Origin of the sequence: Kurthia sp. Dielmo (assembly GCF_000307285.2) — a bacterium.
Taxonomy (GTDB): domain Bacteria; phylum Bacillota; class Bacilli; order Bacillales_A; family Planococcaceae; genus Kurthia; species Kurthia populi.
The window spans coordinates 456,687-480,638 of sequence record NZ_HE578956.1; the positions used below are offsets into that span (position 1 = coordinate 456,687).

General features: G+C 40.8%; 20 protein-coding genes, 1 pseudogene and 1 other annotated feature. All 21 genes and pseudogenes read left to right on the forward strand.

The annotated features are described in order from the left end of the window. Positions 1–366 (forward strand): PASTA domain-containing protein (locus tag KTHG_RS02600; RefSeq protein ID WP_044527200.1); only part of this gene is annotated, 366 nt, incomplete at its 5' end. 112 nt (positions 367–478) lie between these two features. Further along, entirely contained in the window at positions 479–1,453 is a 975-nt protein-coding gene (gene mraY, locus KTHG_RS02605; protein WP_020189368.1) for a phospho-N-acetylmuramoyl-pentapeptide-transferase, read from the forward strand. A 1-nt stretch (position 1,454) separates the two neighbouring features. Then, the gene (murD, locus tag KTHG_RS02610) at positions 1,455–2,810 is read left to right on the forward strand and encodes a UDP-N-acetylmuramoyl-L-alanine--D-glutamate ligase (protein WP_020189369.1); all 1,356 of its coding nucleotides are present in this window, start codon (positions 1,455–1,457) and stop codon (positions 2,808–2,810) included. A 23-nt stretch (positions 2,811–2,833) separates the two neighbouring features. Further along, positions 2,834–3,619: a cell division protein FtsQ/DivIB gene (locus KTHG_RS02615; RefSeq protein WP_020189370.1), complete on the forward strand. Its 786-nt coding sequence runs from the start codon at positions 2,834–2,836 to the stop codon at positions 3,617–3,619. Between the two features lie 217 nt (positions 3,620–3,836). Beyond that, a complete protein-coding gene (ftsA, locus tag KTHG_RS02620; protein ID WP_020189371.1) occupies positions 3,837–5,168 on the forward strand; it encodes a cell division protein FtsA in 1,332 nt (443 codons plus the stop codon). Between the two features lie 50 nt (positions 5,169–5,218). Then, complete coding sequence (ftsZ, locus tag KTHG_RS02625; protein ID WP_020189372.1) at positions 5,219–6,412, forward strand: cell division protein FtsZ; 1,194 nt, start codon at positions 5,219–5,221, stop codon at positions 6,410–6,412. Between the two features lie 276 nt (positions 6,413–6,688). Next, positions 6,689–7,366: a YggS family pyridoxal phosphate-dependent enzyme gene (locus tag KTHG_RS02630; RefSeq protein WP_020189373.1), complete on the forward strand. Its 678-nt coding sequence runs from the start codon at positions 6,689–6,691 to the stop codon at positions 7,364–7,366. Positions 7,367–7,381: 15 nt separating this feature from the next. Continuing rightward, on the forward strand, positions 7,382–7,957 hold the full coding sequence (locus KTHG_RS02635; RefSeq protein WP_020189374.1) for a cell division protein SepF: 576 nt from the start codon (positions 7,382–7,384) through the stop codon (positions 7,955–7,957). Positions 7,958–7,986: 29 nt separating this feature from the next. Continuing rightward, positions 7,987–8,238, forward strand: a complete 252-nt coding sequence (locus KTHG_RS02640; RefSeq protein ID WP_020189375.1) for a YggT family protein — start codon at positions 7,987–7,989, stop codon at positions 8,236–8,238. An 84-nt stretch (positions 8,239–8,322) separates the two neighbouring features. Then, positions 8,323–9,114 (forward strand): YlmH family RNA-binding protein, encoded by a 792-nt coding sequence (locus tag KTHG_RS02645; protein WP_020189376.1) that lies wholly within the window; start codon positions 8,323–8,325, stop codon positions 9,112–9,114. An 89-nt stretch (positions 9,115–9,203) separates the two neighbouring features. Next, the gene (locus tag KTHG_RS02650) at positions 9,204–9,725 is read left to right on the forward strand and encodes a DivIVA domain-containing protein (protein WP_020189377.1); all 522 of its coding nucleotides are present in this window, start codon (positions 9,204–9,206) and stop codon (positions 9,723–9,725) included. A 46-nt stretch (positions 9,726–9,771) separates the two neighbouring features. After that, positions 9,772–9,992: a binding site (T-box leader), on the forward strand. A 48-nt stretch (positions 9,993–10,040) separates the two neighbouring features. After that, entirely contained in the window at positions 10,041–12,821 is a 2,781-nt protein-coding gene (ileS, locus tag KTHG_RS02655; RefSeq protein ID WP_020189378.1) for an isoleucine--tRNA ligase, read from the forward strand. Positions 12,822–12,960: 139 nt separating this feature from the next. Continuing rightward, a complete protein-coding gene (gene lspA / locus KTHG_RS02660; RefSeq protein WP_020189379.1) occupies positions 12,961–13,437 on the forward strand; it encodes a signal peptidase II in 477 nt (158 codons plus the stop codon). 4 nt (positions 13,438–13,441) lie between these two features. Beyond that, positions 13,442–14,358 (forward strand): annotated as a pseudogene (locus KTHG_RS02665) (RluA family pseudouridine synthase). Positions 14,359–14,588: 230 nt separating this feature from the next. After that, entirely contained in the window at positions 14,589–15,128 is a 540-nt protein-coding gene (pyrR, locus tag KTHG_RS02670) for a bifunctional pyr operon transcriptional regulator/uracil phosphoribosyltransferase PyrR (protein ID WP_020189380.1), read from the forward strand. Positions 15,129–15,156: 28 nt separating this feature from the next. Continuing rightward, complete coding sequence (locus tag KTHG_RS02675; RefSeq protein WP_020189381.1) at positions 15,157–16,521, forward strand: uracil-xanthine permease family protein; 1,365 nt, start codon at positions 15,157–15,159, stop codon at positions 16,519–16,521. Positions 16,522–16,698: 177 nt separating this feature from the next. After that, positions 16,699–17,580: an aspartate carbamoyltransferase catalytic subunit gene (locus tag KTHG_RS02680; RefSeq protein ID WP_020189382.1), complete on the forward strand. Its 882-nt coding sequence runs from the start codon at positions 16,699–16,701 to the stop codon at positions 17,578–17,580. Next, positions 17,580–18,857, forward strand: a complete 1,278-nt coding sequence (locus tag KTHG_RS02685) for a dihydroorotase (protein WP_020189383.1) — start codon at positions 17,580–17,582, stop codon at positions 18,855–18,857. Before KTHG_RS02680 ends, KTHG_RS02685 begins: the two co-directional genes overlap by 1 nt. Continuing rightward, positions 18,857–19,960 carry a carbamoyl phosphate synthase small subunit gene (locus KTHG_RS02690; RefSeq protein ID WP_020189384.1) on the forward strand — a complete coding sequence of 368 codons (1,104 nt, stop codon included), beginning with the start codon at positions 18,857–18,859 and terminating at the stop codon, positions 19,958–19,960. Before KTHG_RS02685 ends, KTHG_RS02690 begins: the two co-directional genes overlap by 1 nt. Beyond that, entirely contained in the window at positions 19,953–23,156 is a 3,204-nt protein-coding gene (carB, locus tag KTHG_RS02695) for a carbamoyl-phosphate synthase large subunit (protein ID WP_020189385.1), read from the forward strand. Before KTHG_RS02690 ends, carB begins: the two co-directional genes overlap by 8 nt. Continuing rightward, a complete protein-coding gene (locus KTHG_RS02700; protein ID WP_020189386.1) occupies positions 23,156–23,923 on the forward strand; it encodes a dihydroorotate dehydrogenase electron transfer subunit in 768 nt (255 codons plus the stop codon). The genes carB and KTHG_RS02700 overlap by 1 nt, the downstream gene beginning before the upstream one ends. Positions 23,924–23,952 lie beyond the last annotated feature (29 nt).

Consider the following 23,952-nt stretch of genomic DNA (forward strand, 5'->3'; position numbering starts at 1 on the left):
TATCCAGAAAAAGGCGAAATAGTATTAGAGGGTGCACGTCTGTTCTTGAAAACAGATAGCGATATCATTCAGCTACCTTCGTTTAAAGGCTGGTCACTGCGAGATGTGTTGACCTATCAGTCACTTAGTGGTCATCAGTTTACGATAAAAGGAGAGGGCTTTGTGACAAAACAGTCACTGCCAGAAGGCACAACATTAGATGCCGATTCAAAACTAACCCTTACGTTAAAGCAAACGGATGCAAAAAGTACAAAAAAACAAAAAAATAGTCGTTTAGGCGACAGTTATATGTCAGGAAATTTAAAACCGTGCCCACGCTCGGTTTTTTCCTGTTTCATATTGAAAATGAACAATGTTATCGCTTAGTCATAATTGTGATGAATTTGTAAAGGGCTTTTCTAGAAAAAACCTTTTAATTTTAAAGTGAAACTACTATGATAGATAACGTATTTAAAAGTTTAAAAGGAGCAATAAAAACATGTCAGCATCATTAGTTTTCTTGACGTTAATCGTCGCATTCGCCATTTCAGCGATTCTTGCACCGATGTTAATCCCTGCATTACACCGCTTGAAATTTGGTCAAAGTATTCGTGAGGAAGGTCCAAAATCTCACATGAAAAAAGCAGGTACACCTACAATGGGTGGTATCATCTTCTTAATTTCAATTATTTTAACAACATTAATTATCGGGGCAGGGAAGGGCTTAATTTCAGCAGAATCTGTTGCATTATTAATCGTGCTTCTTGGCTTTGGTATCGTTGGTTTCCTAGATGACGGAATGAAAGTATTTTTCAAACGTAATTTAGGCCTAACGTCGATTCAAAAATTAATTTTACAAATCATCATTTCAATCGTAGCGTACTTCTTAATTACGAATGTTGGTGGTTTTGAAAATGCACTACACATTCCATTCACAGATAGCTCAATTCATTTAGGATGGGTATATGTATTATTCATGATTTTCTGGTTAGTTGGCTTCTCAAACGCTGTGAACTTAACAGATGGTCTAGATGGTCTCGTATCAGGTACAGGAGCTGTTGCTTTCTTAGCGTATGCCATTATCGCATTCGTACAAGAACAGTATGATTTAGCTGTTTTCGCCTTTGCGGTAGCAGGTTCATTATTAGGTTTCCTTATCTTCAACAAAAACCCAGCGAAAGTCTTCATGGGGGATACAGGCTCATTAGCACTTGGTGGCGCTTTAGCGACGTTATCAATTTTAACGCACCAAGAAATTTTATTATTAATTATCGGCCTTGTATTCGTAGTAGAAACAGCTTCTGTTATGATCCAAGTAGCGGTATTTAAAAAAACAGGGAAACGTGTATTTAAAATGACCCCAATTCATCACCACTTCGAATTATCTGGCTGGTCAGAGTGGCGCGTTGTGCTTACATTCTGGGGCGTTGGAGTAATCGTAGCAGTGATTGCAGTGGTTGCGGAGGTTTTATAGGATGAAAAAAATAACAATGTTCGAACATAAAAAAGTATTAGTATTAGGCTTAGCAAAAAGTGGCGTGGCAGCAGCGGAATTATTACACAAATTAGGCGCATTTGTAACGGTCAATGACTCAAAACCATTTGAGGACAATGACGATGCAAAACGTCTTTTAGAGCAAGGTATGCATGTGATTTGTGGTCGTCACCCAGAAGATTTACTTGATGAGGGCTTCGAAGTCGTTGTCAAAAACCCAGGTATTCCTTATTCAAATATCATCGTTAAAGATGCAATTGAACGTGGCATTCCGGTATGGACCGAGGTGGAATTAGCTTATCTAGTAAGTGAAGCACCAATGATTGGGATTACTGGTTCAAATGGTAAAACAACGACAACAACATTGTTATTTAATATTTTGAACGAAGGTAATAAAAAACCATTAATCGCTGGCAATATCGGTACGGTCGCTTGTGGCGTTGCTGAAAAAGCACAGCAAGACAATGTCATCGTCACGGAATTATCATCATTCCAACTAATGGGCACAAATGAATTTAAACCGCATATTGCGATTTGGACGAATTTATTTGAAGCACATATCGATTACCACGGCACAATGGAAGAATATGCGAAAGCAAAATTCAATGTAACGCGTAACCAAGATGAGCAAGACTTCTTAATCTATAATGCAGACCAAGAAATCGTATCATCATATGCGGCGAAATCAAAAGCACAAAAAATTCCATTTTCATCAACACGCATCCTTGAACAAGGGATTAGCTGTGATGCTGACAATATTTACTGGAATGGAGAAGTGCTAATGGCGCGCGACATGATTGCGCTACCAGGTAAGCATAATGTTGAAAATGCGATGTGTGCGATTGCAGCAGCAAAATTACTTGATACACCACAACAAGCGATGGAACACGTTCTAGCAACATTTGCGGGCGTAGAACACCGTACACAATTTGTGACAACGTGGAATGGCCGTAAATTTTACAATGACTCAAAAGCGACAAATACACTTGCAACACGCAGTGCCTTGTCAGCCTTCAAACAACCAATTGTGTTACTAGCAGGTGGTTTGGATCGCGGACATTCATTCGAAGAATTGCGTGAATTTATGCCAAATGTTCATGCCGTTGTCGTATCAGGTGAAACAGCGGAACGTTTTGCAGAATTTGCGAAGTCTTGTGGTATTGAAACAATTGAACGTGCTGAGTGGATTGAAGATGCTGTAGAAAAAGCATATGCCGTTTCAAACGAAGGTGATGTTATTTTACTATCACCAGCATGTGCAAGTTGGGATCAATATTCTCGCTTTGAAGTACGTGGCGAGCGCTTCGTCAAAGCAGTAGAGGCGTTACAGCAATAAACGAAGAAAGAAGTGAGTAGCACATGGAGAAAATTATCGAATTTTCTAAGTTGCAAGAGGCCGCTAATGATACGACTTCATCAAACAAGCCGAAGAAAAAAAAGCGTCCACCCAAAAAGATGAACAAGCATACGAAAAAGTTTGCCATCATTATGAGTATCCTTGCGGTGTGTCTGCTCGCACTTCTTTACTTACAATTGCCGATTAGCCATATCGACAGCGTAACGGTGAAAGGCGCAACGTTAAAGTCAGCGGAGTATTATGAGCAGCAAAGTGATTTACATGCTGGGGACTCTCTTTGGGGTTATAAAAATCGTGTTGTTGAAAAACGATTGTCACAAGAAAAAACAGTAAAAAAAGCAGTTGTCAGTCGTGTGTGGCCAAGTGATATTCATGTAAAAATTACGGAGTATAAGCCAGTTGCATATGTCCGTGATAGTACAAATCGTATTGAATATGTATTGGAAAATGGAGTGATTTTACCGACACCAAAAGATATTACTGAAATTGATATGCCGATTATGACGGGTTTCAGCAATGAAGAAAAGCGTCAAAATGCGGTGAAACAATTGAGTCAACTAGATGCTGAGTTGCTTCATTCCATTTCGGAAATCTCACCAAATACTGAAAAGAAATATGGTGAATATGCGAAGCTCTATATGACGGATGGTAATATCGTCTACATCGATGTTAAAAATTTAGCATATAAGCTCCAGTACTATCCGGCAATGGTGCAACGTGCGAAAAAAGGTGGCACTCAAAAAGGCGTCTACAACATGGAGGTTGCTAATTCATTTAAGAAGTATTAAAAATAGTGAATTTGTGAATATTTCCTGCTGTGGCGTGTAATCTTTTGAAAAATATGAAATAATACGGAGTATACAGTGTTTCTATATAAGAAATGTAGGGAAAAGGTATAGCGAATTTCATACTAAAAAGTTGTTTTTCATACTATCTTTAGACAATAAAAAAGTTTTGCAATAAACTATAAGGTAATAAAAAATCATTTTATAAGGAGGTGCCTTAATGGGTGAACCAGAAGTATATGTATCATTAGATATTGGTTCTACATCTGTAAAATGTATTATTGGCGAAGTCAGTGATGAGGCCGTACACATTATTGGTGTAGGAAATGCGAAATCTACAGGCATTCGTAAAGGAAGCATTGTGGATATTGATGCGACAGTACAATCGATAAAACGTGCAGTGGACCAAGCTGAACGAATGATCGGTATGTCTATACATAAGGTCATTTTAGGAATTCCAGCAGCTCATGTGATGCTTCAAGATACAAAGGGCGTCGTAGCTGTCGTGAAGAACGATGAAAATCGTGAGATTACGTCTGATGATGTAAACCGCGTATTAGACGCTGCTCAGATGATGTCTCTTTCACCAGATCGTGAGCATATTAATTTAGTACCTCGCTATTACACAGTAGATAGCGTATCAGAAATTAAAGATCCTCGCGGCATGCTAGGCATTCGACTTGAAGTAGATGCAACGATGATTACAACATCTAAAACGGTGTTACACAATGTCTTACGTTGTGTAGAAAAAGCAGGCTTAGATATCCAAGAAATTTACTTGCAACCGTTAGCATCGGGCACATTTGCGTTAACAAAAGATGAACGAAATCGTGGAACGACATTGATTGATATCGGTGGCGAAACAACGACAATCGCAGTCTTTAAAGACGATCAATTACTACATGCATCGATTATTCCAGTAGGTGGCGAAAATATTACGAAGGATTTATCACTCGTACTGCGCACATCGACGGAGCAAGCTGAAAAAATCAAACTAGAATATGGTCATGCTTATTTCAATGAAGCATCGGATAATGAAGTTTTCGATGTGCCTGTCATTGGGGCAGATGCAAAAGAACAATTTAGCCAACGCTATATTTCTGAAATTATTAGTATGCGTCTTGAAGAGCTGTTCGAATTGATTTTAGATGAATTCTATCGTCAAAATCTTTCAGGCTTACCAGGTGGTGTCGTATTAACAGGTGGCGTTGCTAAATTAGAAGGTATCGCACAACTCGCACGTGATTGTCTACAAACGCGTGTCCGTATTGCAGCACCTCAATATATTGGCGTTCGTGACCCTGAATACACATCAGCTGTGAATTTAATTCGTTATGCACACGCTGATAATCAGTTTTACAATAAATACGAAGGTGATTTCAATCAACCTTCAAATGATATGATGTTAGGTACAGCACAACCATCGCATGAACAAGAGCAAATGGAGTACCAACAACCAGCACCACGAGATGATTATGAAGAAACAAATCATCAACCAAAAGAAAAATTCAGCGATAAAGTAAAGAAAATCTTCAAAGGGATTTTAGACTAATTAACGTTTCATAACGATAGATAGTGACTGAAGAAATAGGAGGAATAGAGATGATTGGTTTCGAACAGAACGAAAACCCACTAGCAGTAATTAAAGTTATTGGTGTTGGTGGCGGCGGTAACAACGCAGTAAACCGAATGATTGAACATGGGGTACAAGGTGTAGAATTTATCGCAGTTAATACCGACGCACAAGCATTATTAACATCACAAGCAGATATTAAATTACAAATCGGGGATAAACTAACTCGTGGTTTAGGCGCAGGTGCCAACCCTGAAGTAGGTAAAAAAGCTGCTGAAGAAAGCAAAGAACAACTAGAAGAAACACTACAAGGCGCTGATATGGTATTCGTCACTGCAGGTATGGGTGGCGGTACTGGTACTGGGGCAGCCCCTGTTATCGCTCAAATCGCTCGTGATTTAGGCGCATTAACAGTAGGTGTTGTTACACGCCCATTCTCATTCGAAGGCCGTAAACGTCAATCTCAAGCATTAGCGGGTACTGCAACGATGAAAGAAGCTGTAGATACATTAATCGTTATTCCAAACGACCGTCTATTAGAAATCGTTGATAAAAATACACCAATGCTTGAAGCATTCCGTGAAGCGGATAACGTATTACGCCAAGGTGTCCAAGGTATTTCAGATTTAATCGCTGTACCTGGTTTAATCAACCTTGACTTTGCCGATGTGAAAACAATCATGTCTAACAAAGGTTCAGCACTGATGGGTATTGGGATTGCAACTGGTGAAAAACGCGCAGAAGAAGCAGCGAAAAAAGCCATTTCAAGTCCATTACTTGAAACATCCATTGCCGGAGCGAAAGGTGTATTATTAAACATCACTGGTGGCTCAAGCCTAAGCTTATTTGAAGTCCAAGAAGCAGCGGACATCATCTCAAGTGCTGCTGCACCAGACGACGATGAAAATATCATCTTCGGTGCCGTAATCAATGATAACTTAAAAGATGAAATCATCGTGACAGTTATCGCGACAGATTTCTCTGAAACACATAATGCGTATCCAAATGGTCAAGGTGGTAGCCAGCGTCCAGTGCAACCATCACGTCCAGCTCCACAACAAACGCACCAACAACCTGTACAACAAACGCACCAACCTGTGCAGCATCAATATGAGCAACCTGTGCAACAAACACAGCCTCAACAAACACAACAACAACAGTCTCAACAAGACGAATTAGAAATCCCAACATTCTTACGTAACCGTAACCGTCGTAATCGCTAGAATGTTTTGAGTGGAATGAGTGTTAGCTTATTTCCTTCAAGGGATTTAATAAAAAAAGCAGGAATCGTGTCTATTACGATTCCTGCTTTTTTATCTGTTAAAATTTTGTTACACAATTTTAATGTTTTTGATGAATTGCCATCGGGAATAGACGATAGTATGAATAGATTTTGCTTAAATCTTCGTGGTTCATGGGAATTTATTGATTAATATGGCTGTGCTTGATAAAATGAAAATAATATGATAAACAAGTAACTTGAAAAGCTGGGATTAATCATGACACGAATTATTGATAACTTACAACGTATACAACAAAATATCGATGCAGCTTGCGCGAAAGTAGGGCGCAATCCTGAAGAAGTAACGATTATTGCGGTTACAAAACAAGTCACAACAGCGCGTGCCGAGGAAGCACTTGCTGCAGGGATTCATCATCTAGGTGAAAATCGCCCTGAACCATTACTTGAAAAGCAAGAAACCATTACAGATGGTGCAGTTTGGCATTATATTGGCTCATTACAGACACGTAAAGTACGTAAAGTATTAGATACTGTTGATTTCATCCATTCATTAGATCGATTAAGTTTAGCGGAAGAAATTAATAAACGTGCAACCAAAACAGTAAATTGCTTCGTCCAAGTAAACGTATCGGGCGAGGATTCTAAGCATGGCTTAGCGGTACAAGAAGTTGAGCCTTTTATTGAACAACTGAAAGCATATGACCATATTCGCGTTGTCGGTTTAATGACAATGGCGCCGAATACAGAAGACGACACAATCATTCGAAATACATTTAAAGGACTAAAAGAGCTTCAATTATCACTCGCTGCAAAACAATATGAGCATGCGCCTTGCACCGAATTGTCGATGGGCATGTCACACGACTATGCAATCGCCGTCGAAGAGGGATCTACATACGTTCGTATTGGTACAGCTTTAGTTGGACTCGACTGATAGGAGGATTCCGCAATGAAAAACTTTTTAAAAGACTTTTTCTATTTAGATAATCGCGATGATGAATTTGATGAAGAAGAAGTAGCACAGCCGAAACAACAAGCAAGACCACAACAGCAACAACCACAGCAGCAACAGCGTCCACAACAAGTACAGCAGCTAAAACAGCAGCCTGTACCTCAACAAATGGCAACACCACGTAAGGTGCAACAGCCTGTACAACGTAAAACACAGCAAGTAGCATCAAATCTACCACCTCAACAAGTAGCACAAATGCAAGTTGTGGAAAAAAAAGCTAATAATGTCGTGAGCATGAATCGTACAACAAAGGTCAATTTATTTGAGCCTCGTATGTATTCAGAAGCGCAAAATATTGCGGATTGCATTCGCAATAAAAAATCTGCGGTTGTTAATTTACAACGTATTGATAAAGAAAATGGGAAGCGTATTATTGATTTTCTAAGTGGTACAGTATTCGCACTAGACGGTGAAATAAATAAAATTGGTATCGATATTTTCTTATGTACGCCAGATAATGTTGAAATCGATGGTGCGATTTCAGAATACTATTACGAAGAAGATAAGTACTAGGCTACCACTAAGGAGAGAAAAGTACACGCATGGATATTATTGCTTTAGCATTTCAAGTTTATTCATTCGCCATTATTATTTACATTTTAATGAGCTGGCTTCCAGGGTTGCAAGAATCAAAGTTTGGTGAAATTTTATCAAAAATCGTAGAACCGTATTTATCGATTTTCCGTAAGATTATTCCACCGATTGGTATGATTGATATTTCACCAATCATTGCGTTATTAGCATTGAACTTTATTCAAATAGGCTTATACCGTGTGTTGAGCTATATTTTATAAACTAGTCAGTCTATCATTATGTACTAAATAAGGCTCCTCGCGCATTGGCGTAAGGAGTTTTTGTTTTTTAGAAAGGAAGAAAAAATGGATCATCTACTACAACATTTTAGACCCGATGAGCATGAGTTTATTGAGCAAGTGCTTGAATGGAAGCGTCAAGTGGAAGATTTTTATGCGCCAAAAACAACACCTTTTTTAGATCCACGTCAGCGAACGATTGTACAATCTCTTATCGGTACAAATGGCGAAACACAAGTAGCGTTTCATGGTGGCTTTAGTGATTATTCAGAGCGTCAGCGTGCATTAATATACCCGAGCTATGTGGAGCCAGTGGCAGACGAGTTTCAGTTTGCGATGCTTTCTGTACGCTATCCATCTAAATTTGTGCAACTAAAACATCCTGATGTTCTAGGCGCATTACTTAGCTTAGGGTTAGAACGCGCAAAATTCGGGGATATAAGAGTGGGGACGGACATTGTGCAGTTTGTTGTAGCACGCGAGGTAGCAGACTATGTACGTGCCAATTTAACATCAATCGCGAAAAGCAAGGTGACTGTGCAAGAAGTAGATTCCTCAACAACACTACTTCCTGCAACAGAAGAATGGCAGGAGTCCGTAATCACGGCTTCATCACTCCGCCTTGATACAGTCATTGCCTCAAGCTATCCAGCCATTTCACGTCAAAAAGCCGCGTTATATATTGAGTCTGGCAAAGTGAAAGTAAACTATGCAGTGCGTGAACAAACGTCCTTTGAATTACATGAGGCAGATTTAATTTCGATTCGTGGTGTCGGTCGTTTATTTATTGAATCGATAGAAGGTCGCACAAAGAAAGAAAAACTACGCCTAAAAATTGGTAAAATGGAACGGAAATAACTTTGTTTTGCCGTTTTACAGATGAAGTTCTGTCAAAAGAACGGTATAATAATGAATAAGTTGAACTTGCAGATAAAAGGAGAGATAGTATGCCGTTATCACCACTTGATATACATAATAAAGAATTTGACCGCTCATTCCGTGGATACAACGAGGACCAGGTTAATGAATTTATGGAACAAGTAATGAAAGATATGGATCTTGTGTTAAAAGAAAAAAGTGAGCTAGAAGCCCGTCTTGCATCAGCGCATGATCAGTTAGGCCATTATAGCTCACTAGAGGATACACTTCAAAAATCAATTATTGTCGCACAAGAGGCGGCAGAAGAAGTCCGTCGCAATTCACAAAAAGAAGCAAAACTAATCGTGAAAGAGGCTGAAAAAAACGCAGACCGTATCGTTAATGAAGCATTAGCGAAAGCACGTACAGTGGCACTTGAAATCGAAGAACTGAAAAAACATTCAAAAGTATTCCGTAATCGTTTCAAAATGATTGTGGAAGCACAACTGGATTTAATCGAGTCAGAAGACTGGGATCACTTAATGGAATATGAAATTAAAGTGCCTGATGTCGATAATGTCGAAGCGATTGAATTACCAGACGAAGAATAACCGCTTGACGTTCTCGTCGCAATTTTCTATAATTGCAACATATGAATGAAAAGCACTGACAGAGACAGTAAACTTTATGCTGCGGTATAGCGATTCGAGGATGGTGAGAGCTCGAACGGTACAGATAAGGTTGAAGATCACTCTTGAGCTAGATTGCTGAACTTTAGTAAGCCATCTCGTTACCACCGCGTTAAGGTGTTCTTAAGTGGCATAGTCTAACTATGCAATTAGGGTGGTACCGCGAGTTAACTTCTCCTCGTCCCTTGTTTGGGGCGAGGAGTTTTTTTATGGATTAATTTTGAGGAGGAATTACGAATGGCTGAATACAAAAAAACGTTATTAATGCCGAAAACAGATTTCCCAATGCGCGGAAACTTACCAAATATGGAACCAAAAATGCAAGAGAAATGGGCAGAAATGGATATCAATGCGAAAGTGCTTGAACGTACAAAAGACCGCACACCATTTGTGTTACATGATGGACCTCCATATGCAAACGGTGATATCCACATGGGTCACGCATTGAACAAAGTATTAAAAGATATGATTAACCGCCATCGTTCAATGACGGGTTACTATGTACCATATGTTCCGGGTTGGGATACACATGGTCTACCAATCGAACAAGCATTAACAAACAAAGGACATGACCGTAAAAAAATGTCGATCGCAGAATTCCGCGAACTTTGTAAAGATTATGCATTAGAGCAAGTTAGTAACCAACGTGAACAATTCAAACGTATCGGCGTACGCGGTGACTGGGAAAACCCATACATCACATTACGTCCAGAATTTGAAGCACGTCAAATTGGCGTATTCGGCGATATGGCGAAAAAAGGCTATATCTACAAAGGCTTAAAACCAGTTTATTGGTCTCCATCTTCTGAATCTGCATTAGCAGAAGCAGAAATCGAATACAAAGACATCAAATCACCATCAATCTTCGTAGCATTTAAAGTAGAAGATGGTAAAGGTGTTTTAAATAATGACGAAGAAATCGTTATCTGGACAACAACGCCTTGGACATTACCAGCGAACTTAGGTATCTCTGTAAATCCTGAATTCACATATGTTGTAGTAAAAGTAAACGACCGCAAATTCGTTGTTGCAAAAGATTTACTAAATTCAGTAGCAGAAAAAATCGGCTGGGAAGATGTACAAATCGACCGTGAAATCAACGGTGCGGAATTAGAAAACATCACAGCAAAACACCCATTATTCGATCGTACATCTCTTGTGATGCTTGGCGATCACGTAACACTTGAAGCTGGTACCGGCTGCGTACACACAGCACCTGGACATGGTGAGGATGATTACCAAGTTGGGAAACGTTACGGCTTAGAAATCCTTTCAGTTGTAGATAACCGTGGTGTATTAACAGAAGCTGCTGGCGAATTCGCTGGTCAATTTTATGACAAAGCAAATAAACCAATCTGTGAAAAATTAGAAGAACTTGGCGCATTACTAAGCCTAACATTCTTCGAACACTCATACCCACATGATTGGCGTACGAAAAAACCAGTTATCTTCCGTGCAACACCACAATGGTTTGCATCAATTGATTCATTCCGTCCAGAATTATTACAAGCAATCCGCGACACGAACTTCACACCTGAATGGGGCGAAACACGTCTATTCAATATGATTCGTGACCGTGGTGACTGGTGTATCTCTCGTCAACGTGCATGGGGTGTTCCAATCCCTGTATTCTACGCTGAAAACGGCGAAGAAATCATTACAGAAGAAACAATCGCGCACGTACAACAATTATTCCGTGAACACGGTTCAAATATCTGGTTCCAAAAAACAGCTAAAGAATTACTTCCTGAAGGATTTACACATGCGGGCTCTCCAAATGGCGAATTCTCTAAAGAAAACGACATTATGGACGTATGGTTCGACTCAGGTTCTTCTCACCAAGGTGTATTAGCTGAACGTGGTATGAGCTACCCTGCAGACCTTTACTTAGAAGGTTCTGACCAATACCGTGGTTGGTTCAACTCATCATTAATCACATCAGTAGCGGTTAATGGCTATGCACCATACAAAGGTTTATTATCACATGGTTTCGTATTAGATGGCGATGGCCGTAAAATGTCGAAATCACTTGGTAACATCATCGCACCAGCGAAAATCATGCAACAATACGGTGCAGATATCTTACGTATGTGGGTAGCTTCAGTAGACTATACTGCAGATGTTCGTATCTCAATGGATATGTTAAAACAAGTTTCTGAAATGTACCGTAAAGTACGTAACACTTTAAAATTTGTTCATGGTAACTTAGAAGATTTCAATGCAGAAACAGACTATGTTGCATACGAAGATTTACGTGAAGTAGACCAATACATGTATATGGAACTTCAAAAATTAATCAAAACAGTGCGCGTAGCATATGATTCATATGAATTCGCAACAGTTTATAAAGCAGTAAACAACTTTATCGCAACAGAACTAAGCTCATTCTACTTAGACATTGCGAAAGATGTTGTCTATGTAGAAGCACCAAATAGCCACGCGCGTCGTGCAATGCAATCCGTTATGTACGATACATTAAATGCATTAGTGAAATTACTTGCACCAATCATTCCTCACACAGCGGATGAAATGTTTGGTTATATGGCTTGGACAACAGAGGAATCTGTACAATTAACAGATATGCCAGATGCTGTTGAAAAAGAAAACTTCGCTGCATTAACTGAAAAATGGACAAAAATCATGGCTGTTCGTGATGTAGTTCTAAAATCATTAGAAGAAGCACGTACAGCAAAAGTTATCGGTAAATCATTAGAAGCAAAAGCAACCGTTTACGCAGATGCAGCAACAAAAGCTGTTCTTTCTGATGCATCAATCGATTTCGCACAAATGATGATTGTATCTGAATTTGTGTTAGATGACCTTGCAAACGCAACAGAAGAATGTGTGAAAACAGAAACTGTAGCCGTAGCGGTTGTTAAAGCTGAAGGCGAAAAATGTGCACGTTGCTGGACAATTGATGAAACAGTTGGTCACAACGAAAAACATCCAGACCTTTGCGAACGCTGTGCAAGCGTTGTGGAAGAAAACTTTGCAGACGTTGATTTAGAAGCAAAATAATTTTTTATCTTTACGAAAAAGAATCGTACATTGTACGGTTCTTTTTTTATGCTTATGGAATTCGCTAATCGTTCAATTTGTTCTCGTATCAATATGTGGTAAAATAGGTTAGATTCATGGAAAACGGAGGATACGTCACGTGTTTAAATATTATTTAATTGCACTCTTTGTCATTATTGTTGACCAGCTGACGAAATGGGGCATTGTGAAAAACATGACAGAGGGCCAAGAAATCGTTGTTTGGGACCCTATTTTTTCACTTTACTCACATCGTAACCAAGGCGCAGCATGGGGTATGATGCAAGGCAAAATAGGTTTATTTACAATCATTACGGTGGTTGTGATTATCGCGATCATTTATTACTTCCACAAAGAAGGAAAAGGCAAGCCGTTATTTGCGACGAGCCTAATGCTGCTTCTAGGCGGCGCAATTGGGAACTTCATCGACCGCTTAACGCGCGGCGAAGTAGTGGACTTTGCAAGCTTTTGGATTCCAGTAATCGACTACGATTTCCCAATCTTTAATATTGCAGATATGGCGCTAACATTTGGCGTAATTTTAATGATTATTTATGTATTATTTTTTGAAGGAAAACAAGGAAAGGTGAAGAAATAATTTTATGACTGAAAATTTTATAGTACAAGCAGATACTGCCGGAAACCGCATTGATAAAGCAATAGCATCAATGCAAGAAAAGTGGTCTCGTACGCAAATTCAAAACTTTGTTGAAGAGGGACATTTACTCGTTAACGGAGATAAAGTAAAAAAACATATAAAGTAAAAGAGCATGACCATATTAGCGTGGATGAGCCAGAAGCTGAACCACTTGAAATCATCGCAGAAGATTTAGCGTTAGAAATCGTTTATGAAGATGAAGATGTTTTAGTTGTTAACAAACCAAAAGGTATGGTTGTACACCCAGCACCAGGCCATGCAACAGGCACATTAGTAAATGGTTTAATGCATCACTGTAACGACCTATCAGGCATTAATGGTGTCGTGCGCCCTGGTATCGTTCACCGTATCGATAAAGATACATCAGGTCTATTAATGGTCGCTAAAAATGATATGGCGCATGAAAAACTTGTTCAACAACTTGTTGATAAAACAGTAACACGTCGCTACACAGCACTTGTACATGGTCATATTCCACATGACAAAGGAACAATCGATGCACCAATCGGTCGTGACCAAAAAAATCGTCAAAGACAAGCCGTTGTCGATAACGGTAAGCACGCTGTGACACACTTCCAAGTAACAGGCCGCTTTGGTGTAGATTACACAGTAATTGAATGCCGTCTTGAAACAGGCCGTACACACCAAATTCGTGTGCATATGAACTATATTGGCTATCCACTTGTTGGGGATCCAAAATACGGACCGAAGAAAACAATGGATATTGGTGGCCAAGCACTACATGCGGGCGTTTTAGGTTTTGTGCACCCACGCACAAATGAGTACTTAGAGTTCTCTGCACCAATACCTGCTGATTTTGAAGCGTTATTAGCTCGTTTAGGTAGCGAATACGAAAATTAACAAATAGGCTGTTGACACTTTAAGTCATGAAGGTCTATAATTGTGTCAGTGAAAATCTTAATATTCACCTTTTAAAGACAGTCCAGAGAGGCTGAGAAGGGATGCGAAGAATGTGGGATTACTGCGTCGAGTTATGCAGTTTATTTGACATATCTATCAGTATACCTATACAACCTCTTGGGCCTTATGCTCAAGAGGTTTTTTTATTGAAAGAAAGGAGGCAGTTCCAGTTGACAAAGAAGGCCGACATTTTAGATGAAGCAGCGATGAACAGAGCGCTAACTCGTATCGCACATGAAATTATCGAACGCAACGAAGGAATCGATAACGTCATTTTAGTAGGAATTAAAACGCGCGGTGCATACTTAGCGAAGCGCCTGTCACAAAAAATCAATACGATTGAGAAAAAGGAAATTCGTGCAGGAGAGTTAGACATTTCTCTGTACCGCGATGATCTTTCAACAAAAACATTGAATGGTGAAGCGACAGTACAGCAGGTCGATATTACACACGATTTGACAAACCAAACCGTCGTACTAGTTGATGATGTACTGTACACAGGTCGTACAGTTCGCGCAGGAATGGATGCGGTTATGGATATTGGACGTCCGTCACAAATTCAACTAGCCGTACTAGTTGACCGAGGCCACCGCGAGTTACCAATTCGCGCGGACTTCGTAGGGAAAAACATCCCGACGGCAAGCCACGAACGCGTCGTTGTCCACATGGTAGAAGTAGACGACGAAGATTTAGTAGCAATTTACGAGTAGGTAGAAGCAAAGAAGGAAGTTGAAAGATATGTCAAATCAAACTGTTTTAGATATCAATGACAAACCAAAAGGCAGTCAATTAATTACATTAAGTTTACAACATATGTTCGCAATGTTTGGATCAACGATTTTAGTGCCAACATTGACAGGATTATCACCAGCTATCGCCCTTTTAACGAGTGGTGTCGCAACATTGTTCTTCTTATTAATAACACGTTTTCAAGTACCTGCATATTTAGGTTCATCATTTGCCTTTATTGCTCCTATCTTAGTAGCAACGAAAGCTGCAGGTGGCCCTGGTGGTGCGATGATTGGCGCAATGGCAGTCGGGATCGTATACGGGATTGTGTCACTGCTCATTTGGAAGACAGGCTATAAATGGATTTTACGCATTTTACCGCCAATCGTCGTAGCCCCTGTTATTATGGTTATCGGCTTAGCGTTAGCGGGCACAGCAGTTGACATGGCAATGAATGAAACACTAGATAACGGCACGAAAGTATATCATGCATCGTACTTTGTTATCGCACTCATTACACTAGCAGCAGCGATTATCGTCAACAACTTTGTAAAAGGTGTTGTCAGCACGATGCCAATCTTAATCGGCTTGATTGTCGGCTATATTGCGGCCCTTATTTCAGACCAAATTGCAGGTACAAGTTTTATTAACTTCACTGCAGTAACAGAAGCAGCGTGGATTGCTTCACCAGACTTCTTAATTCCTGGTATAGATTATGACTTCAAGGTAACGTCGACGTTGCTACTTGCAATGGTACCAATCGTTATCGTGACAATCTCAGAGCATATTGGACACCAACTTGTTTTAGGGAAAGTCGTACACCGCAATTTCATTAAAAGTCCAGGGCTTCACCGTTCATTACTAGGTGATGGCTTCGGTACACTAATTTCATCTCTAATCGGTGGTCCACCAAAAACAACGTACGGTGAAAATATCGGCGTACTTGTTTTAACACGCGTCTTCAGCGTATGGGTAATCGGTGGTGCAGCAGTGTTTGCCGTCTTACTGTCCTTCTCAGGAAAGCTAATGGCTTTAGTAAGTACAATTCCAACACCAGTGCTTGGTGGCGTATCGATCTTACTATTCGGTATCATCGCATCAAGCGGGCTACGCATGCTAGTCGAAAACAAAATTGATTTCGACCACAGTCGTAACCTTGTGATTGCATCAGTTATTCTAATCTTAGGTATCGGCGGCGGTAAGCTCTTATGGGAAAACGCATTCGGTATTAAAGGATATGACTTTGCAATCGAAGGTATGGCACTAGCGGCAATCGTCGGTGTCCTACTAAACATCATCTTACCGGGTAAAGCGCAGCCAGACCTTGAGCTGTTAGCAGACGAAAAAAAAGAACAACAACTTAATAAGAATTAAACAGCATTACCTTTTAAGGGTTGCCCAGAGAGGCACAGAAGGGTCAATACTACAGCTAAGAGGGGCGTACTCGCATACCTCTACTGTAATATCCTTCCTCCGCCTCCTTAAAATAACTAAGGAGGCTTTTTTATTAAAATCTCGACTGTGAGCGAGAATAAATTTGGAGGCACTATGATGAAAAATTTACTGTCAATTGAAGAAGTATCTAACGAAGAAATCTATGCGATTTTAAAAAGAGCCGCAGCGTTTGAAGCAGGCGAGCCTACACAACTAGAACAAGACTACTTAGTTGCAAACCTATTTTTTGAACCAAGTACACGTACGAAAACAAGCTTTGAAACGGCTGAGCGCAAAGTTGGCGCTACAGTCATTCCCTTTGAAGCAGGATTCTCAAGTACATTAAAGGGCGAAACACTGTATGACACAGTGAAAACGTTAGAGATGATCGGCATGGACGCAGTAGTCATTCGCCATAAAGATGATGCCTACTACAAGGAATTACTAGAAGGCATCAACGTCTCCGTAATCAATGCAGGTGACGGTGCAGGCCAGCATCCGTCACAATGTCTACTCGATTTATTCACAATTTTCAAAGAGTTCGGCAAATTCGAAGGATTAAATGTTACAATCGTGGGGGATGTGTCCCATAGCCGCGTTGCAAAATCAAATGCATCCGCACTACAAAGACTTGGGGCAAACGTTCACTTTGTTTGCCCCAAAGAATGGCAAGGCGACTACAGCGAGGCACATCACGATTGGGATGAGTTACTACATACAAGTGATGTCGTCATGTTACTTCGCGTTCAACATGAACGTGATGCCGCATACGACGGTTTTACAACAGAAGGATATCACGCACAATTCGGCTTAACGAAAGAACGTGAACAGCAAATGAAAGATGGCGCCATCATCATGCACCCGGCACCAGTGAATCGCGGAGTAGAAATTGACTCCGATCTCGTTGAGTGTGACCGCTCGCGAATCTTCGAGCAAGTACGCAACGGCGTATTCGTTCGCATGGCTATCGTAGAAACGATCTTAAAGGGGAGAAACTAATGTCAAAATTAATCACAAACATCCAGTTAGTAGATGCAGCAGGGAACTTATCAGCAGGTGAAATTTTAATCGACAATGATGGTAACATCGCAGAAGTTGCGGCAAAAGTATCACAAGCAGCAGACGAAACAATCGATGGTAAAGGCTGCATGGCCTCGCCGGGTTTTGTTGACGTCCATGTTCACCTTCGTGAGCCAGGCTTTGAACATAAAGAAACAATTGAAACAGGAACAGCATCTGCTGCAAAAGGTGGGTTCACAACCATTTGCGCAATGCCAAACACAAAGCCAGTTCCAGACTCAGTTGAAAACTTACAATTAATTAATCGTCTTATCGAGAAAAGCGCTAAAATCCGTGTGCTACCGTACGGTTCACTAACAGTCGCCCAATCAGGTGACGCACGTACAAGCATTAAAGATTTAAAAGACAATGGCGCAGTTGCCTTCTCTGATGACGGTGTCGGCGTACAATTAGCTTCAACAATGTACGAGCAAATGAAAGATGCAGCGGAGCTTGGGGTAGCGGTCGTTGCACACTGTGAAGATAATTCACTTATCTACGACGGTGTTATGCACGAAGGGAAACGTAATCACGAACTAGGCTTGCCTGGGATTCCATCAATTTGTGAATCTGTTCAAATCGCACGTGACGTACTACTTGCTGAAGCAGCTGGTGCACATTATCATGTCTGCCACGTTTCAACAAAAGAATCGGTACGCGCCGTACGCGATGCGAAAAAAGCAGGCATTCGTGTAACTGCTGAAGTTTGTCCACACCATCTAATTTTAGAGGAAATGGACATCCCTTCAGATGATGCAAACTGGAAAATGAATCCGCCATTACGTGCGAAAGATGACTGGGAAGCATTACATGAAGGGTTACTTGATGGCACAATCGACTGTATCGCAACGGATCATGCACCACATACGCATGATGAAAAATGCTGCGGTATGGTTGGCGCACCATTCGGCATTGTCGGTTTTGAAACAGCGTTCCCATTACTGTATACACAATTTGTGAAAACAGGAAAATGGACACTGCGCCAACTAATTGATTGGATGACGGTTAAACCGGCACAACTATTCAAATTGCCATACGGTACATTAAATGTCGGCGAATCTGCAGACATCGTACTGATTGACTTAGATAATGAACAAGCAGTCGACGTTGAGAATTTTGAATCAAAAGGGAAAAACACACCATTCAATGGCTGGAAAGCGTATGGATGGCCACAAAAAACAATCTACAATGGTGAGATCGTATGGGAGGAAGCATAATGACAACAAGAAAACTCATTTTAGAAACAGGGGAAGTATTTGAAGGGCAAGCATTTGGTAGTGACAAAGGTTCGGACGGTGAAGTCGTATTCACAACGGGGATGACAGGATATCAAGAAACATTATCTGATCCATCTTTCTGCGGACAAATCGTAACAATGACCTACCCACTAATTGGTAACTACGGGATGAACCGTGATGATTTCGAAACGATTTCACCAGCAATTAAAGGGTTCGTCGTACATGAACTAGCAAAAACACCATCAAACTTCCGTAACGAAGGCACAGTGGATGAATACTTCAAAATGAAAGACATTCCAGGTATTGAAGGCATCGACACACGTAAACTAACACGCCTTATTCGTAACGAAGGTTCTGTTAAAGGATACTTAACAGCGACAAATGAAGACGTCAATGTAGAAGAAGTTGTGGCACGCTTACAAGGCACAACTTTCCCAACAAACCAAGTAGAACAAGTTTCAACAAAAAGCGCATATCCATCTCCAGGACGTGGCAAACGCGTTGTCCTAATGGACTTCGGTATGAAGCACGGGATTTTACGCGAATTAAATAAACGTAACTGTGATGTAGTCGTTGTCCCTTACAACACAACCGCAGAAGAAGTGCTAGCTTACCACCCAGATGGCATCATGCTATCAAACGGACCTGGGGATCCACTTGATGTACCAGAAGCAATTGAAACGATTAAAACTTTAATCGGAAAAGTGCCACTATTCGGTATTTGCTTAGGTCACCAACTATTCGCATTAGCAAGTGGTGCACAAACATTTAAATTGAAATTCGGTCACCGCGGTGCGAACCACCCAGTAAAAGACTTACGTACAGGTCGTACAGAATTAACATCTCAAAATCATGGTTACGCAGTAGATATGGATTCACTTGCTGCAACAGACCTAGAAGTAACACATGTTGCTTTAAATGACAGCACATGTGAAGGACTACGCCACAAAACAGCAGCAGCCTTCACGGTACAATATCACCCAGAAGCATCACCTGGTCCGGAAGATCCGAACCACCTATTCGACGAATTTATCGAGTTAATGAATAACAATACTAGAGAGGAGCAACAACAACATGCCTAAACGCCAAGATATCAAATCCATTTTAGTAATCGGTTCTGGTCCAATCATCATCGGTCAAGCCGCAGAATTCGACTACGCAGGTACACAAGCCTGCCTTTCACTTAAAGAGGAAGGGTACCGTGTTATTCTTATTAACTCAAACCCAGCAACAATCATGACCGATACACAAATCGCTGACAAAGTATACATCGAGCCAATTAGCCTTGAGTTCGTATCTCGTATTATCCGTAAAGAACGCCCAGACGCGATTTTACCAACTCTAGGTGGTCAAACAGGTTTAAATATGGCAATCGAGCTTCATAACTCAGGTATTTTAGATGAGCTAAATGTAGAAATCTTAGGTACAAAATTAGATGCCATTAACCAAGCAGAGGACCGTGATTTATTCCGTAACTTAATGTACGAACTAGATGTCCCAACACCAGAATCAGAAATCGTACACACAGTAGAAGAAGCAGAAGAATTCGTAAAAAAAATCGGTTATCCAATTATCGTACGTCCAGCCTTTACACTAGGCGGTACAGGCGGTGGTATTTGTGAAAATGACCAAGACCTTCACGAAATCGTTGCATCTGGCTTAAAATACTCTCCAGTAACACAATGTTTAGTAGAAAAATCAATCGCTGGCTACAAAGAGGTTGAGTACGAAGTAATGCGTGACTCAAAAGACAATGCCATCGTTGTTTGTAACATGGAGAACGTTGACCCAGTCGGCATTCACACAGGTGACTCAATCGTTGTAGCACCATCACAAACATTATCTGACCGCGAATACCATATGCTACGTAACGTATCATTAAAAATCATCCGCGCACTAGGCATTGAAGGTGGCTGTAACGTACAGCTAGCACTTGACCCAGACAGCTTCAACTACTACATCATTGAAGTAAACCCACGTGTATCACGTTCATCAGCACTTGCATCAAAAGCAACGGGTTACCCAATCGCGAAGCTTGCAGCAAAAATTGCTGTTGGCCTAACACTTGATGAAATGATCAACCCTGTAACAGGTAAAACATACGCTTGCTTCGAGCCAGCACTTGACTACATTGTTGCAAAAATCCCACGCTGGCCATTTGATAAATTCGAAGGTGCAAAACGTAACCTTGGTACACAAATGAAAGCAACCGGTGAAGTAATGGCTATCGGTCGTAACTTTGAAGAAGCGATGCTAAAAGCCGTACGTTCATTAGAAACAGGTCACAAGCATCTTGAAATGAAGCACGCGGAAGATCTTTCAGATGAATGGATTAAAAAACGTGTCACAAAAGCGGGCGATGAACGTTTATTCTTCCTAGGTGAAGCATTACGTCGCGGCGTAACAATCGAAGAAATTCATGAATGGTCAAAAATTGACTTATTCTTCTTAAATAAATTCAAAAACATCATCGATTACGAAACAACATTAAAAGACAATGTTCAAGACGTTGAAGTATTACGTCATGCGAAGAAAATTGGTTTCGCCGATGAAACAATCGGTAAACTATGGGGCATGAGTGAAAGCGATGTATACGACTTCCGTAAAGCAAATGGCATCATCCCAGTGTACAAAATGGTTGATACTTGTGCAGCAGAATTCGAATCAGAAACACCGTACTTCTATGGCACATACGAAGATGAAAATGAGTCAATCAAAACAGATCGTGAATCAGTGATCGTATTAGGCTCTGGTCCAATTCGTATAGGTCAAGGGGTTGAGTTTGACTATGCGACAGTACACTCAGTATGGGCAATCCAAGAAGCAGGTTACGAAGCAATCATCATCAACTCAAACCCAGAAACGGTATCGACTGACTTCTCAATCTCAGATAAATTATACTTCGAGCCATTAACAATCGAAGACGTGATGCACATTATCGATTTAGAGCAACCAAAAGGTGTGGTTGTCCAATTCGGTGGTCAAACAGCCATCAACTTAGCAGATAAATTAGAAGCACGTGGCGTAAAAATTCTAGGTACATCACTAGACTCAATCGACCGTGCAGAATCTCGTGACCGTTTCGAAGAAGCACTTCACGAATTAAATATCCCACAACCACTTGGTAAAACAGCAACAAACACAGAAGACGCGGTGAAAATTGCGGAATCAATCGGTTACCCAGTGCTTGTACGTCCTTCATATGTACTTGGTGGACGCGCAATGCAAATTGTTTATAGCACAGACGAAATCAAACACTATATGGAAACTGCAGTTGAAGCATCACCAGAGCACCCAGTATTAATCGACCGCTACTTAACTGGTAAAGAAATCGAAGTAGATGCAATTTGTGATGGTACAAATGTATGTATCCCAGGGATCATGGAACATATTGAACGTGCAGGGGTTCACTCAGGCGACTCAATCGCGGTTTACCCACCACAAAACTTATCTCAAAAACATATTGATACATTAGTGGATTACACAACACGCCTAGCATTAGGTCTTGGTATTAAAGGATTAATGAACATCCAATACGTTATCTCAAATGATGAAGTGTATGTAATTGAAGTAAACCCACGTGCATCACGTACCGTACCATTCTTAAGTAAAATTACAAATATCCCAATGGCCAATGTAGCAACAAAAGCCATCCTTGGTACATCAATCGTTGACCAAGGGTATCCAACAGGATTAGCACCAATCCAAGAAGGTGTCTTCGTTAAAGTACCAGTATTCAGCTTCGCGAAACTACGTCGTGTCGATACAACATTAGGACCTGAAATGAAATCAACTGGTGAAGTAATGGGTAAAGATGCAACGCTTGAAAAAGCACTTTACAAAGGCTTCGTTGCAGCAGGTACAAAAATCGAAGATCACGGTTCAGTATTAATGACTGTAGCAGACAAAGATAAAGCAGAAGCAACAGAGCTTGCAAAACGTTTTGTAGAAATCGGCTACTCAATCTTCGCAACACCAGGAACAGCGAAAGCATTAGCACAAGCAGGAATTCAAACAACAATCGTTGATAAAATCGGCTCAAATGGCCCAACATTACTTGATGTCATCCAAAAAGGTGAAGCACAGCTAATCATCAACACGCTTACAAAAGGTCAACAACCAGCGCGTGATGGTTTCCGTATCCGTCGTGAAGCGGTAGAGAACGGTATCGCTTGCTTAACTTCACTTGATACAGCAGATGCAATTTTAAAAGTTATCGAATCAATGACATTCACAGCAATGCCAATGCCAAAAGCTCAAGTAGAGGTGCGCATCTAATGATCCAACAAGAAAAAATGAAAGTAGTGCGTCAACAGCAAGTCGCGGATAGTATTTTCGAGATTACGCTAGAAGGCCAGCTTACAGACCAAATGCAAGAACCCGGACAATTCGTTCACTTACGCGTTGCGGATAGTTATGAACCTAGCTTACGCCGTCCGATTTCCATTGCGAATATCGATCACGACAACAAGCAGTTTACGATGCTTTATCGTGCTGGCGGACGTGGTACGGACGTTCTTTCTAAAAAACAAGTGGGAGACGTTGTCGATGTACTAGGACCTCTAGGACATGGTTTCCCAGTTGAGGAAACCCAACCAGGCGAAACAGCGCTATTAGTAGGTGGTGGTATTGGTGTACCGCCCCTATATGAGCTATCAAAACGCTTAAATGAACGCGGTGTGAAAACCATTCATGTGTTAGGGTTCCGTGGAGCTAAAGATGTTTTCTACGAAGATGAATTCAATCAATTAGGTGAAACATATATCGTGACAGAAGATGGCTCAAGTGGTCATCAAGGCTTTGTTACAACATTAATTAATGAAAAAAATCCAGCGTTTGATACGTTCTACACATGCGGGCCAACGCCGATGTTACGAGCAGTAGATCAAGCATTCCCAGGTAAAAAAGGGTTCTTATCATTTGAAGAACGTATGGGTTGCGGAATCGGGGCTTGCTACGCTTGCGTATGCGATACAACGGACGGTGGCTATAAAAAAGTATGTTCAGATGGCCCTGTATTCGCGAAAGGAGTCGTAGCACTGTGAACCGCTTAGAAATCACATTACCAGGAGTA

Coding starts and splice junctions, on each gene's coding strand:
- ileS (WP_020189378.1), top strand. CDS start 10,041: ATGGCTGAATACAAAAAAACGTTATTAATGCCGAAAACAGATTTCCCA.
- carB (WP_020189385.1), top strand. CDS start 19,953: ATGCCTAAACGCCAAGATATCAAATCCATTTTAGTAATCGGTTCTGGT.
- ftsZ (WP_020189372.1), top strand. CDS start 5,219: ATGATTGGTTTCGAACAGAACGAAAACCCACTAGCAGTAATTAAAGTT.
- KTHG_RS02650 (WP_020189377.1), top strand. CDS start 9,204: ATGCCGTTATCACCACTTGATATACATAATAAAGAATTTGACCGCTCA.
- KTHG_RS02635 (WP_020189374.1), top strand. CDS start 7,382: ATGAAAAACTTTTTAAAAGACTTTTTCTATTTAGATAATCGCGATGAT.
- KTHG_RS02690 (WP_020189384.1), top strand. CDS start 18,857: ATGACAACAAGAAAACTCATTTTAGAAACAGGGGAAGTATTTGAAGGG.
- KTHG_RS02675 (WP_020189381.1), top strand. CDS start 15,157: ATGTCAAATCAAACTGTTTTAGATATCAATGACAAACCAAAAGGCAGT.
- KTHG_RS02630 (WP_020189373.1), top strand. CDS start 6,689: ATGACACGAATTATTGATAACTTACAACGTATACAACAAAATATCGAT.
- ftsA (WP_020189371.1), top strand. CDS start 3,837: ATGGGTGAACCAGAAGTATATGTATCATTAGATATTGGTTCTACATCT.
- KTHG_RS02680 (WP_020189382.1), top strand. CDS start 16,699: ATGAAAAATTTACTGTCAATTGAAGAAGTATCTAACGAAGAAATCTAT.
- KTHG_RS02700 (WP_020189386.1), top strand. CDS start 23,156: ATGATCCAACAAGAAAAAATGAAAGTAGTGCGTCAACAGCAAGTCGCG.
- KTHG_RS02685 (WP_020189383.1), top strand. CDS start 17,580: ATGTCAAAATTAATCACAAACATCCAGTTAGTAGATGCAGCAGGGAAC.
- murD (WP_020189369.1), top strand. CDS start 1,455: ATGAAAAAAATAACAATGTTCGAACATAAAAAAGTATTAGTATTAGGC.
- KTHG_RS02640 (WP_020189375.1), top strand. CDS start 7,987: ATGGATATTATTGCTTTAGCATTTCAAGTTTATTCATTCGCCATTATT.
- mraY (WP_020189368.1), top strand. CDS start 479: ATGTCAGCATCATTAGTTTTCTTGACGTTAATCGTCGCATTCGCCATT.
- KTHG_RS02615 (WP_020189370.1), top strand. CDS start 2,834: ATGGAGAAAATTATCGAATTTTCTAAGTTGCAAGAGGCCGCTAATGAT.
- KTHG_RS02645 (WP_020189376.1), top strand. CDS start 8,323: ATGGATCATCTACTACAACATTTTAGACCCGATGAGCATGAGTTTATT.